General features: G+C 65.9%; 8 protein-coding genes. 1 reads left to right on the forward strand and 7 read right to left on the reverse strand.

The window, feature by feature from the left end:
- Positions 1 to 137: 137 nt before the first annotated feature.
- On the reverse strand, positions 138 to 2417 hold the full coding sequence (locus tag HAP40_RS25905) for a DUF1522 domain-containing protein (RefSeq protein ID WP_166815080.1): 2280 nt from the start codon (positions 2415 to 2417) through the stop codon (positions 138 to 140).
- A 357-nt stretch (positions 2418 to 2774) separates the two neighbouring features.
- Positions 2775 to 5054 carry a DUF1522 domain-containing protein gene (locus HAP40_RS25910; protein WP_166815079.1) on the reverse strand — a complete coding sequence of 760 codons (2280 nt, stop codon included), beginning with the start codon at positions 5052 to 5054 and terminating at the stop codon, positions 2775 to 2777.
- Positions 5055 to 5374: 320 nt separating this feature from the next.
- On the opposite strand from HAP40_RS25910, the gene flbT reads away from it, so the two are divergent.
- A complete protein-coding gene (gene flbT / locus HAP40_RS25915; RefSeq protein ID WP_166815078.1) occupies positions 5375 to 5797 on the forward strand; it encodes a flagellar biosynthesis repressor FlbT in 423 nt (140 codons plus the stop codon).
- A gap of 100 nt (positions 5798 to 5897) precedes the next feature.
- Here the strand turns inward: flbT and HAP40_RS25920 are convergent, their stop codons facing one another.
- The 5 genes from HAP40_RS25920 to HAP40_RS25940 all read right to left on the reverse strand — a co-directional run bounded on the left by HAP40_RS25920 (position 5898) and on the right by HAP40_RS25940 (position 13010).
- On the reverse strand, positions 5898 to 7397 hold the full coding sequence (locus HAP40_RS25920) for a pyridoxal phosphate-dependent decarboxylase family protein (RefSeq protein WP_166815077.1): 1500 nt from the start codon (positions 7395 to 7397) through the stop codon (positions 5898 to 5900).
- The gene (locus tag HAP40_RS25925) at positions 7394 to 8629 is read right to left on the reverse strand and encodes an ATP-grasp domain-containing protein (protein ID WP_166815076.1); all 1236 of its coding nucleotides are present in this window, start codon (positions 8627 to 8629) and stop codon (positions 7394 to 7396) included. The genes HAP40_RS25920 and HAP40_RS25925 overlap by 4 nt, the downstream gene beginning before the upstream one ends.
- A gap of 1 nt (position 8630) precedes the next feature.
- Positions 8631 to 10280 (reverse strand): hypothetical protein, encoded by a 1650-nt coding sequence (locus HAP40_RS25930; RefSeq protein WP_166815075.1) that lies wholly within the window; start codon positions 10278 to 10280, stop codon positions 8631 to 8633.
- Positions 10270 to 11055 carry a hypothetical protein gene (locus tag HAP40_RS25935; RefSeq protein ID WP_166815074.1) on the reverse strand — a complete coding sequence of 262 codons (786 nt, stop codon included), beginning with the start codon at positions 11053 to 11055 and terminating at the stop codon, positions 10270 to 10272. The genes HAP40_RS25930 and HAP40_RS25935 overlap by 11 nt, the downstream gene beginning before the upstream one ends.
- 71 nt (positions 11056 to 11126) lie before the next feature.
- On the reverse strand, positions 11127 to 13010 hold the full coding sequence (locus HAP40_RS25940) for a flagellar protein (protein ID WP_166815073.1): 1884 nt from the start codon (positions 13008 to 13010) through the stop codon (positions 11127 to 11129).
- Positions 13011 to 13023: the final 13 nt, after the last annotated feature.

Below are 13023 nucleotides of genomic sequence, written 5' to 3' on the forward strand. Positions count from 1 at the left end.
CTTACGCTCCATTAACCATAACCGCTGGTTACTTTCCCGGACCGTCGCCTGCGCTCTCGAACCTCGACTGACGAACGAAAAAAGACGGCGGGGCCAAGGCCCCGCCGCCGGATCTTGCTTGCGATGTCGTCCGCCAGTTAGCGGAGCAGCTGCAGCACGCTCTGCTGCGACTGGTTGGCCAGCGACAGCGCGGAGACCGCGATGGACTGGCGGGTCGACAGCGCCTGGCTGTTCGCCGCCTCGACGTTGGTGTCGGCCAGCGTCAGGTTGGACGAACCGGTCTGCAGCACGTTGATCAGGTTCTTGTTGAAGTCCTGACGAACCTGAACGATCGTCAGGTTCGAACCCAGAGCCGAGGCTTCCGAGCGCAGCGTGCTCGACGCGGCGTTCAGGTTGGTCAGCACCTTGTTGGTGGCAGCGTTGTCGATGAAGTCGACACCGCTGGTCAGCGCAGCAAGGCCCAGACCCTTGGAGTTGTAGGTCACGCCGGTGATGCTCAGGTTCGACTTGCCGGTCTCGTCGAACACCAGCTTGAGCTGGTCGCCGTTCAAGAGGTTGACACCGTTGAACGAGGAGTCCTGCGCCGTCGAGTCGATCTGGTTCAGGATGTTGTTGTACTGAGACACCAGGTTCGCACGAGCCGTCTGTGCAACCGCATCCGCGATGGGAGTGGAAGCCGTCGAGAAGGTCAGTGCCGAAGTGAGCGTGCCGCCGATCGCGCCGCCGGCGGCCGTCGAGCCGATGGTCGAGGACGCGTAGTCGTTGGTGGTCGAGATCGTCAGCAGGCCGTTGGCGTCGATCGTCGCGGACAGGTTGTTGGCCTGCAGCTTGGTGTTGAGCTGATCGAGCGTCTTGACCGTGCCGTTGGTGCCGTCGCCGAAGGTGACGTTGACCGCCGTGCCCGCGTTGAAGGCGGCGAAGGTCAAGGTCTTGCCGCTGATGCCGCCGACGCCGGAGGTACGGGCCGCCGTGAAGGCGGTCGCGGTGCCGGTGTTGCCGGCGAGGCCAAGCGCGTTCAGCGCGTTGCCGGTGCCGGTGATCGACAGGTCGGCATTGACGCCGGTCGAGAGCTTGAGCTGACCCGAGGCGTTGATCGACGAGTTGGTCTGGCCGGTGGCCGTCGCAAGCGTCGCGGTGCCGTTGGCATTGACCGTCGCGGTCTGCACGCCTGTGGCAAGGTCGATCGCCTTCAGGACGTCGTTGATCGAGCCGCCCTGCAGATAGACCGTCGAGTTGCCGGCGCCGTCGGTGAGGACGTTACCGCTCGCGCCAAAGCCGGTCGGAACGCTGGGAGCACCGGTCGTACCCGGGGTCGGCGCGTTCTTGAAGGTGATGACGTGACCGTTGACGTTCAGCGTCGAGCCGTCCGTGATCGTCGCACCCAGCGAGGTCGCGCTGGTGGTGCGGTTGACGCTCACGGTGGCGTTGCCGCCGCCGACTGCGCCGCTCACGCCGAGGGCCTTGAGCAGGTCGGCCTTGCCGGTGAGGCTCAGATCCGCACCCGTCGAGCTCTTCAGCGTGACCTGGCCACCAGCAACGCTCGAGGCGGTCTGGTTGACGCTCGTCGCGATCGTCGCAGCACCCGAGCTGATGGCGACCGTCTTCACGCCGCTGGCGAGATCGACCGCGGTCAACAGGTCGTTGACGGTCGCAGCCGGGGTACCGGCGGTGCCGAGATAGACGGTGGTGTTGCCGTTGCCGTCGGTGACGAGGTTGCCGCTGACGCCCGAGCCGGACGGGACCGCCGTCGACGCCGGCGCAGAGCCGCTACGGAACGTGATGGTCTTGCCGTTCACGGTCAGCGTGTCGCCGTCGGCGGGCTGCGCGTTGCCGACGAGGCCGGTTGCGGTCGTGCCCGAGGTGGCGATCAGGGTGATGGTGCCGGTCAGGGCCGTGGTGCCGTCGCCGGCCGTTGCCGCGGTGCCCGTGAACGTGCCGAGGGTGGCGCCGAGCGAGGTGGTGCCGTTCGCCGCCGTGGTGCCGCCGGCCGTGCCGTTATACACCACGTTGCTGCTCGCCGTCGCACTGGCGTAGGAGGTCGTGCCACGCAAATCGGCCGCCGTCGCGCCGGAGATGGTGGTGGAGACGTTCGACTTGGTGGAGTAGCCGACGGTGGTCTGCAGCGCCTGGTTGGCGATCGACTTGGCGCTGTCGATCAGCTTCTGCAGCGAGGTGATGCCGGTGTTGGCAGCCTGCAGTACCTGCACGCCGTTGGCGATGCCGTCGAGCAGGTTGTTGATGTCGCTGGCGCGGTTGTCGAGCGACTGTGCGGTGAAGAAGTTGGTGGGATTGTCCAGGGCCGAGTTGACGCTCTTGCCGGTCGACAGACGGCTCTGCGTGGTGGCGAGAAGATCAGCGGTGGACTGGAGAGAAAGCAGGTTCTGACGAACCGACGCAGAAAGAACAATACCGGACATTGAGTGTTACCCTTCTGGTACGCAACGCAACAAACTTCGATTAGGATTAATCGATGCCGGGACGGTGAACGCAGACGGCTAACAAAGCATGAAGCGTGTCGCGCCGAACCGTGCGCGGATTCACCATGCGAGCGATCGGAGCCGGATCGAGCTCGCTCATATCGCCATGATAGGATGATGCTTTTTCGCGCAGCGACCAGATGTTTGCGACTTGTCAACCATAACTCAGAGTGAGCAATTGGCTGCATCCGAATGCATCGTTCCACTTTGCCGATCGGCACTCTGAGGCCGGCGCAAAAAGAAAGCGGCGGGGCCGAAGCCCCGCCGCCGGATCTTGCTTGCGATGTCGTCCGCCAGTTAGCGGAGCAGCTGCAGCACGCTCTGCTGCGACTGGTTGGCCAGCGACAGCGCGGAGACCGCGATGGACTGGCGGGTCGACAGCGCCTGGCTGTTGGCCGCTTCGGTGTTGGTGTCGGCCAGTGTCAGGTTGGACGAGCCGGTCTGCAGCACGTTGATCAGGCTCTTGTTGAAGTCCTGACGAACCTGCACCACCGAGAGGTTCGAACCGAGGCTGGAGGCTTCCGAGCGCAGCGTGCTCGACGCCGCGTTCAGGTTGGTCAGCACCTTGTTGGTGGCAGCGTTGTCGATGAAGTCGACACCGCTGGTCAGCGCAGCAAGGCCCAGACCCTTGGAGTTGTAGGTCACGCCGGTGATGCTCAGGTTCGACTTGCCGGTCTCGTCGAACACCAGCTTGAGCTGGTCGCCGTTCAAGAGGTTGACACCGTTGAACGAGGAGTCCTGCGAGGTCGTGTCGATCTGGTTCAGGATGTTGTTGTACTGAGACACCAGGTTCGCACGCGAGGTCTGTGCAACCGTATCCTGGACGGGGGTGGAAGCCGTCGAGAAGGTGAGCGACGAGGTCAGCGTGCCGCCGATCGCACCACCCGCGGCGCTCGATCCGATGGTCGAGGACGCGTAGTCGTTGGTGGTCGAGATCGTCAGCAGGCCGTTGGCGTCGATCGTCGCGGACAGGTTGTTGGCCTGCAGCTTGGTGTTGAGCTGATCGAGCGTCTTGACCGTGCCGTTGGTGCCGTCGCCGAAGGTGACGTTGACCGCCGTGCCGCCATTGAAGGAGCTGAAGGTCAAGGTCTTGCCGCTGATGCCGCCGACGCCGGAGGTACGGGCCGCCGTGAAGGCGGTCGCGGTGCCGGTGTTGCCGGCGAGGCCAAGCGCGTTCAGCGCGTTGCCGGTGCCGGTGATCGACAGGTCGGCGTTGACGCCGGTCGAGAGCTTGAGCTGGCCCGAGGCGTTGATCGACGAGTTGGTCTGGCCGGTGGCCGTCGCAAGCGTCGCGGTGCCGTTGGCATTGACCGTCGCGGTCTGCACGCCGGTGGCGAGGTCGATCGCCTTCAGGACGTCGTTGACCGAGCCGCCCTGCAGATAGACCGTCGAGTTGCCGTTGCCGTCGGTGAGGACGTTACCGCTCGCGCCAAAACCGGTCGGAACGCTGGGAGCACCGGTCGTACCCGGGGTCGGCGCGTTCTTGAAGGTGATGACGTGACCGTTGACGTTCAGCGTCGAGCCGTCCGTGATCGTCGCACCCAGCGAGGTCGCGCTCGTGGTACGGTTGACGCTCACGGTGGCGTTGCCGCCGCCGACTGCGCCGCTCAGCCCGAGAGCCTTGAGCAGGTCGGCCTTGCCGGTAACGCTCAGATCCGCACCCGTCGAGCTCTTCAGCGTGACGGCGCCCGCAGCGACGCTCGAAGCGGTCTGGTTGACGCTCGTGGCGATCGTCGCAGCACCCGAGCTGATGGCAGCCGTCTTCACGCCGCTGGCGAGATCGACTGCGGTCAACAGGTCGTTGACGGTCGCAGCCGGGGTGCCGGCGGTGCCGAGATAGACAGTGGTGTTGCCGCTGCCGTCGGTGACGAGGTTACCGCTGACGCCCGAGCCGGACGGGACCGCCGTCGACGCCGGCGCAGAGCCGCTGCGGAATGTAATGGTCTTGCCGTTTACGGTCAGCGTGTCGCCGTCGGCGGGCTGCGCGTTGCCGACGAGGCCGGTTGCGGTCGTGCCCGAGGTGGCGATCAGGGTGATGGTGCCGGTCAGGGCCGTGGTGCCGTCGCCGGCCGTTGCCGCGGTGCCCGTGAACGTGCCGAGGGTGGCGCCGAGCGAGGTGGTGCCGTTCGCCGCGGTGGTGCCGCCGGCAGCGCCGCTAAACACGACGTTGCTGCTCGCCGTCGCGCTGGCGTAGGAGGTCGTACCACGCAGGTCGGCCGCCGTCGCACCGGAGATGGTGGCGGAGACGTTCGACTTGGTGGAATAGCCGACGGTGGTCTGCAGCGCCTGGTTGGCGATCGACTTGGCGCTGTCGATCAGCTTCTGCAGCGAGGTGATGCCGGTGTTGGCAGCCTGCAGCACCTGCACGCCGTTGGCGATGCCGTCGAGCAGGTTGTTGATGTCGCTGGCGCGGTTGTCGAGCGACTGTGCGGTGAAGAAGTTGGTGGGATTGTCGAGAGCCGAGTTGACGCTCTTGCCGGTCGACAGACGGTTCTGCGTGGTGGCGAGAAGATCGGCGGTGGACTGGAGGGAGAGCAGGTTCTGGCGAACCGATGCGGAGAGAACGATACCGGACATGACTCTGTTACCTTTCTGGTAAACGACGCTACTGTTACACGTCTGCTTGGATCGAGCGTGATCCAGCGACCGGCGGACCGTGGCGCTGAGACCTCTAACGAAGCATGAAATGAAACCGGCGCTTTTGCCCGGTCGCGCGTGATTCGCGCCGGGAAGCCGCTCGCAGGATTGCGCCCTCGCACAACGACAACTTTGAAAACGTTGAGCTTTTCCGTGCAAAGCCCGAGAATTTACGACTCGTTAACTCATTCCGAGCGAGAATCCTGCTTTGACGGACCGCAACGAACGCTCGGTTACGAAAGCGTTGATGGAGAACAGGCATGGCCCTCAAGGTCGAGCTCAGACCGCACGAGCGCATCATCGTCGGTAACTGCGTGATTACCAACACGGACCAGCGCGCCCGCCTCCTGATCGACGGCGACAACGTGCCGATCCTGCGCGAGCGCGACATCCTCACGCCGGAGACCGCGGACACGCCCGCCAAGCTGGTCTACCTGGCGGTCCAGCTCATGTACATCTCGCCCGATCCGCAGACCCAGCACGGCACCTATTTCAACCTGGTGCGCGACATCGTCACCGCGGTGCCGAGCGCCTGGCCAATCATCGAAGCCATCAACAACAACATCCTCAACGGCGACCTCTACCGGGCGCTGAAGGACGCCCGCAAGCTGATCGCATATGAAGAAAAGCTGCGCGATCAGTTCGAGGCCACGCAGCCCAAGGCGGAGAGCACCGCCGCCTGACCACACGCGATCGCAACGGCCGCGCGAGCGGCCGAGCCGCACAACGACAACAGCCCCGGATCATCTCCGGGGCCGTTGTCGTCTCAGGCCTGCATCGGCGCTACTGCGCGGCGAGCGGCGGCGCTTCGACCTCGATCACTCCGTCGCCGGCTCGGCGCCCGCCGAACTCCAGCACGGCCGCGACCAGCGCATCGATGTCGGTCTCGTCGGTGCGGTGATTGACGATCGCGGCGCGGATCGCGAACTTGCCGTCCAGCGTCGTGCTCGACGGGGCCGCGACACCGGCCTCCTGGATGTCGGCGACGATCTCGCGATTGACCGCATCATCGGCGCGGTAGCGGAAGCAGACGATGTTGAGATTGACCGGCGCCAGCAATTCCAGCCGCGGCTCGGCGACAATGCGCGCCTCCAGATATTTCGCGAGCGCGCAGCTTCGCGCGACCACCGCACCGAGCCGATCGGTGCCGAACGTCTTCAACGTGAACCAGGTCTTCAGCGCACGGAAGCCGCGCGACAGATCTGGACCGAGATCGCAGGGCCAGACTGCGCCCGCCGCAAGTCCCCTCGCCTCGCGGCGCAGATAGGCCGCGGGCTGTGCAAAAGCCTGCCGGTGCTGCTCGCCGTCACGCACCAGCAGGAAGCCGGCATCGTAGGGCACCTGCCCCCATTTGTGGAAGTCGAGCGCGATGGAATCCGCAAGCTCGATGCCGCCGAGCAGCGGCGCGAGTTCAGGCGAGAGGATGGCGAGCGCACCGAAGGCGCCGTCGACGTGAAACCAGATCCCTTCCTCGTGGCACAGCTCCGCGACTGCCTTGAGATCGTCGATCGCGCCGACATCGACCGTGCCGGCAGACGCGACCACCAGGAACGGCTTGAAGCCGACCTCGCGGTCAATAGCGATCTGCGCGCGCAACGCGGCAACATCGATGCGATGATCGGCATCGACACCGATCTTGCGCAGCGCATCCGTGCCGAACCCGGCAATGTCCATCGCCCTCGAGATGCAGCCATGTGCGGCGTGCGACGTATAGGCCGTGAGCACCGCGCCGTCATTGCCGAGGCCGTGTTGCCGCGCCAGCGTGCCGAGCGCGTTCGTACGGGCCACCAGCACCGCCATCAGATTGGCCATCGACGTGCCCGTGACGAAGATGCCGCTCGCACTATCCGGAAAGCCGAACAGGCAGCGCATCCACGCCACGATCTGGCGCTCGACCTCGATCGGCATGTGGTCGCGTCCGCCGAGATTGGCATTGAGGCCGGCTGCGAGCATTTCCGCGAGCATGCCGACCGCGGTGCCGCCGCCATGGACCCAGCCCATGAAGCCTGGATGGACGTTGCCGGTCGCATAGGGTGCGACATGCTCGCTGAATTCGCGATAGACGTCGGCGAGATCGTTTGCCTCGCGCGGCACGTCGGCCTTCAACGCCGCACGGGTCGCATCGGGGATCGGCTGCCACACCGGGCGCGCACGAACATTGGCGATGCCGTCAATCGCATCATCGAGCATACGATGAGCCAGTGCACGCAACTCGCTCCAGTCCTGCGGGTCGAGCGAGCTGTGGGTGACGGAGCTTTGCGCGTTACGGATGATCTCGTTCATGTCGCGCTTCCCTCGCCCGCTCGTGCATGCCGCGACAGCATCGCCGTGAACGCCGCAAATATCTTGCGCATCTGCGGCGGCTTGTACGGAAACACGACCGGCGAATCCATGTTGTGCACGACGGCGGTATTGTCGGCCTCGAACACCAGGAGCTCGCCATTCTGGTTCTCGGCGCAATCGACAATGAAATAGTCGAGGCCGACGCGCCTGCTCAGCTCATCGAGCGCGTGCTCGTGCCGAGCTGCGAAGGCGTGATCGAAGTCGAGCATGAAGACGGCCTCTTCAGCCCGCTTCTCCTCGCTGAACGCCATGTAGGCGTTGAGGTACCAGATGTCCCAGCGATCGGCGATCGCCATGTGGCAGGCGTAAGGTTTGCCGTCGACCATGGCGAGACGATATTTGCGGTAGAGTCCGTCGGGGCTGGCATAGTCGACGAAGCGTGCGACGAAGAAATCCTGCTCTTTGCGTGCGGCGAGATAGGCCTCGAGCGCCGCCGCGTCGTCGAGCTTCGCGAGCCCGACGCCGGCATGTGAGCCGCGCGGCCGCGCGATCATCGGAAAGTGCAATTCGTTCGCGATCGTCCCGCAGGCGATCCGCCCCTGCGCGAGATCCGACAATTGCGTGCGCGTAGCGTGGACGGTCGCGGGAATGTCGAGGCCGGGCACGCCCGCCAGCAGCCGATACAGCTTGTCGCGATCGAGGTTGCCGATCAGATCGGGGCGATTGAGCAGCGGACGGGGCCAGTGTGGCGCGGCCTTCTCGATCAGCGCGAGCGCGTCCCGGCACTCCTCCGAGTCGGACGCAACCACGATCGCAACGTCGTGGTCGGGCAAGCTCTCGGGCAGACCGACGCCCTTGACCACGTAGAGCGTCAACAGCTCGATGTCGGAGCCTTCGAGCAGGAAATCGATCGGCGTGTTGCCGCCCATGTCGATGTCGGCCGCAAGCGCGAGCAAGCGCAAGCCCGGCTTCGCGGCCGCGCTCGGCGTACGAAACAACTGATGGAAGGTGAGCACCTCCGACTGGATCGCAAGCCCCGCCTCCTTGTCGCCAAGGAGCTGGACGATCAGCGACAGATCGAGACCCTCGCCCGCCTGCGCCGTCCCCTCCGTGATCCGGACGACGAGTTGATCGCGCAAGGGCTGCAGATCGACACCTTCGAAGGCCTGGCGCGTCAGCTGCGCGAAGCCGATGCGGTCGGCATAATTGGCCGCGGAAACTGGCTGCTGCATCTCACACCTCGGACGCGGACGTTACCTGCACGGGCGCCGCGGCGCCGCGCCCGAGCAACAGCTCGATCTTGACCAGAACATGCGCAACGCGATCGAGGACCTCCTGCAGATTGCGTTGCGCTTCCACCGGGTCCGGGGACCAGGCCTCGGTCACGAGCCGTGCGCCGACGCAAAGGCGCAAGACGGCGAGCGGTGCCTCGTCCTGCCGTTCCAGCCGGACCGGTTGGCCGATCAGACAGCGCTGTGCGGCGACGTCCCGGTCGGCCGTGCTGCCGCCGATCTCCTCGTTCACGTCACGCGCGAGCGCCTGATGAACGGCACCGGTCTCCGCGATCGAGACCGGCTTGCCGTCGCGCAGCAGCAGAAACGGAAAGATCGTCCGCTGCGCGAACTCCTCGTCGTCCGCACCGGCCTTCTCCATCCCGGTTGGAGCGGGGAGAAGCGACGACGACAACGCGATCATGCTGTCGATGCCGGCGGCAAGCTCGGTCAGCGCCCTGGCGCGGAACGCGCCCGGCACCGCATGGTAGCTACCGATCTCGGCCAGCGCTGCCTCCCAGCGCAACCATTGGCCGAAATTCGGCCGGCGCGCGAAGCGCGAACGCAGCGCCGTCCACGCCATCGGCCAGTCGCAACGGCCGGCATAATCGAAGAAGCCCGGCGCGATCGCCTCGACCCGGTCGAGCGATCGGGAGAAGCCCTTCGGCACCAGCAGCGCGCCGCTGAAGGCCGGGCCGCCGAAGAATTTCGAGCCGGTGATCAGCACCAGGTAACCGCGGTCGAGATGGGCACGCAATCGGCGGCGGCCGAGCCGGGCCTGACAGGCATCGACGACGATCTGAACCTTGCGCGGCCAGCGCCGCGCGATCTCGTCGAGACAGGCTGCGCTCGGTGCGCGCCAGCCGAGCTTCGACATATCCATGATCTGAAGCAGCACCGGCGCGCCCTGCGCGATCGTGGCCTCGATTGCGCGCAGCACCGCAGCATCGATGTCCGCACGCATCGCGATCCCGGCCCCCGCCTCGCGCAACGGCAGCGCGATGCTGGCGCCGGCGAGACCCGCAACCGCTCCGTCCTTGCGGACGGCAAGGCCGTTCGCCGTCATGGAGCTGAAATGATGTCCACGCGCGGTATGGGTCGTCCCGCTTCCGGTCTGATCAGACCCGACCACGATCGTCACCGGCGGCGCGCCGAGCATCGTGCGCGCCACGAACAGGGCGTGGAGCTGGGAGTCCGTGCCGGACGGGGAGAACACGACATCGACGCGCGGCGGGAGCTGGAGCTGGCCGCGCAGCTCGTCGCGCATGTCCTCGCAGCGCGCATCGAAGACGAGCTCGACCTCGTCGAACAGGCATTTGTGCACCAGCTCTTCGCGCGCCAGCGCGGCCCGGTCATAGGCCGCTTGCGAGATCGTCGAGGCGGTCGAGGAGGCGAAATTCCAGACCGCAGGCTCGGGCGAGGCCGCGCAGCCATAGGCGTTGACGCGATTGCTGGCATCGAGCGTCAGCCGCGGATCTCCGCCGGAGACGAGCAGCGTGTCGAGCGGCGTGAAGAGGTCGCGCAGGCCGTAACGCGAGCCGTGGTCGGATGCGCGTTCCGGTTCCGACAGACGGGATGCGCCGCTGCTCATCCCGAAGGGCTCACGCCGCATCGGCCGCCGCCGCTGCGGGCGCCGGCGCGAATTGCGAGGCGATGTCGCCGTGGAACACCGACGGGCCGACGTGGTCGAGCGAGCTCTGGATGTCGGCCCAGATCTCGCCGCCGATGTCGGTCCAGCGCTTGCAGAAGGCGAAGTCCTCGGAAAGGTACGTGCCTGTCACGGGATCGATCATGCATTCGAACAGCGCGAACCGGTTCGGGCTCGCCGCCAGCGTATCGTGCGAATGCTCTCGGAAGAATTGCAACGCTGCATAGTCCGGGTAGCGGCACATCGCTTCCAGCACGTGGCGCCGGATCATCAGGAAACCCGTGCCCGCATACCGCACGCGGGTAAAGCCGTTGACGACCACGATGCGGTCGGGGTCCTCGATCTCGAGCACGTAGTCGAGCGAAGCGGCCGGCACGTCGGCGCGACCCGACTGGATGGCACGCGCGGCCTTGTCCCAATTGATCCGCTTGATCGGATAGCAGCCGGCGACGACGTCCGCGCCGCATTCGATCAGCCGGAACACCTGCTCCGGCTTGAAGCCGATGTCGGCATCGATGAACAGGAAGTGCGTCGCCTTGGGATCGTCCAGGAACATCGCGGCCAGATTGGCCCGCGCCCGCGTGATCAGTGCGTCACCGTCGCGCAAGAGCACCTTGAGCTCGAGATTGGACATGCCGTGCACGGCGCGCTGGAGCGCGAAGATCGAGCTCGCATAGATGCTCGACACCTGCCCGCCGAAGCACGGCGTGGCCACCACCAGTTGCATCTTGTCCGACATCGGCAGCTCCGCCCCGCTCCAATCCTCACCAAGAGGTAAAGAGGCATGGTTAACGGCGACTTAACGCGGCCCTACAGGAACTTGACGAGCGAGAGCTGTGCCAGGTTCGAGGTCACCTGGTAGGAGGCCTGGAGCGCGTTCTGGAGCGCCAGGATCTCGCTCGCGACCTGGTCCGGCGAGGCCGATTCCGCCTGGTCGATGATCGACTGGAGCTGCGCCTTGGCCTGGGTCTGGCGCGTGCTCGCGTCCTGCATCGTGTTCTGGGCCATGGCGATGTCGGTCTGGATGTCCTCGATGCGCTGCTGACCGGGCTGCTGGGTCAGCGCCTGCGTCACCCGCAGGCTCAGCGCGGACACCTGCCCGCCCGAATATTGGCCGGTCGGCGAGGTCGAGAAGGTCCCGAACACCGCGATCGCCTGCAACTGGCGGCGGATCGCATCTTCATTCGCCTGGGCGCCATACTGCACCGTGACGGCGTCGTCGACCCGCGCCATCGCGGTCGCGCGCGGCGAGCCGGGCCCGTCATTGCCCAGATACCATTTCACCGTGTTGGCCGAGCCGTTCACCAGCGTGGTCGCCGAGCTCGCCGGCGAGGTGCCGACGCGCAGCGGCGGTTGCGTGGCGGTCACGGGCGTCGAGCTGAAGCCGAGCGAGCTCAGCGCGCCCGTATTCGAGCTCGTGATGTTGAGGCTCGCCGCATCGTCGGTGTTGATCGTGATCGAGCCGCCATGGACGGTCGAGGGCTTCGACGTCCCCGTGATCGCGTCGATCTTGCTCATCAGCGTCTGGATGCTGTCGGTGACGTTGAGCTGGTTGCCGGTGGCGCCGGAGCTGACGAAAGTCAGCGTGGTGCCGTTGACGGTGATGGTGTCGCCGGCCACGAAGCCCGGCGAGATCGAGTCCGAGGGGCTTGCGCCGGACAGCGCCGTCGCGCCGCTGATCGGTGCGGGTGGCGCCGCCTGGTTGTTGACGGGCGTACCGATCGCCGAGCTCGCGCTGTTGAAGAAATTGTCGCCGGCGACGACCGCGGATGCCGCCACCATCGAGGTGTTGGCAACCTTCTGGATCGCTGTGTTCAGCGCCGTGTTGAGGTTCGCGGCCGTGTTGTCCGGGTTGACCGGAGTGCTCGCATCGATCGCGAAGCTGCCGAGCGGCGTCGGCGTCGCCGTCGAGGCGGTCAGGTCGATCTGCTCGGTCGTGCCGTCCGGCAGGGTGAACTGGACGCTCAGCTTGTCGCCATTGTTCGGGTTGACGCCGTTGAGATCGACCGAGAACGACACCGGCGAGCCGCTCGGGCCGGTGACGGTCGCGCCCGTCAGGGTCGAGGACACCGCCTTGAGCTTCAGCCCGAACGGCGATCCGGCGACGTCTTCCGACACCTGCACCGAGCTCGGCGTCGGCTGCGTCTGCACCAGGCGGCCCATGCCGTTGGCCCCAAGGTCGGCGGCCTGACGCTCCGCCATGACGGTCTTGAACCCCGCCTGCGTCGTGGTGCCGTTGATGATGTCGCCGGCATCCGCGACCGACTGGGTGTTGACCGCCGTTCCGGAGAACAGATAGCGGCTGCCGGTCTGCGTGTTGAGAACGCCGACCATCGAGCCGAACTGGGCGGCGGCGGTGTTCTGCGCGACCGTCTGGCCATTGACGTTGAGATCCTGCGCGGTCGAGGCCGAGCCGGTCTGCACGGTGTTGCGAATCTTCGTCAGCGACTGCAGCGCGGTGTTGGCGAGGTTGATGCTGACGTTGACGTTGGTGATCGTGTCGGTATAGGCGGCGATGTTGGAGAGCTGCGCGCGCCCGGCGATCGCAAAGCCCTCGTTGGTGCCCATGCCGGCATAGTTCTGCGACAGCTTGCCCGTCGAAAGCTGCGTCGACAGGTCGGTGAGCTGCTGATTGATGTTGCGAATCTGCGCGCCGAGAACCGACGAGGAATAGTTGATGCTGCTGATCGACATGTTTCAGAGCCCT

This window comes from Bradyrhizobium sp. 1(2017) (assembly GCF_011602485.2).
Taxonomy (GTDB): domain Bacteria; phylum Pseudomonadota; class Alphaproteobacteria; order Rhizobiales; family Xanthobacteraceae; genus Bradyrhizobium.

Excerpts from the sequence above, each read along its gene's own strand:
- HAP40_RS25935 (WP_166815074.1), bottom strand. The coding sequence starts at position 11,055 with ATGTCGGACAAGATGCAACTGGTGGTGGCCACGCCGTGCTTCGGCGGG.
- HAP40_RS25930 (WP_166815075.1), bottom strand. The coding sequence starts at position 10,280 with ATGCGGCGTGAGCCCTTCGGGATGAGCAGCGGCGCATCCCGTCTGTCG.
- HAP40_RS25940 (WP_166815073.1), bottom strand. The coding sequence starts at position 13,010 with ATGTCGATCAGCAGCATCAACTATTCCTCGTCGGTTCTCGGCGCGCAG.
- HAP40_RS25920 (WP_166815077.1), bottom strand. The coding sequence starts at position 7,397 with ATGAACGAGATCATCCGTAACGCGCAAAGCTCCGTCACCCACAGCTCG.
- HAP40_RS25910 (WP_166815079.1), bottom strand. The coding sequence starts at position 5,054 with ATGTCCGGTATCGTTCTCTCCGCATCGGTTCGCCAGAACCTGCTCTCC.
- HAP40_RS25925 (WP_166815076.1), bottom strand. The coding sequence starts at position 8,629 with ATGCAGCAGCCAGTTTCCGCGGCCAATTATGCCGACCGCATCGGCTTC.
- HAP40_RS25905 (WP_166815080.1), bottom strand. The coding sequence starts at position 2,417 with ATGTCCGGTATTGTTCTTTCTGCGTCGGTTCGTCAGAACCTGCTTTCT.
- flbT (WP_166815078.1), top strand. The coding sequence starts at position 5,375 with ATGGCCCTCAAGGTCGAGCTCAGACCGCACGAGCGCATCATCGTCGGT.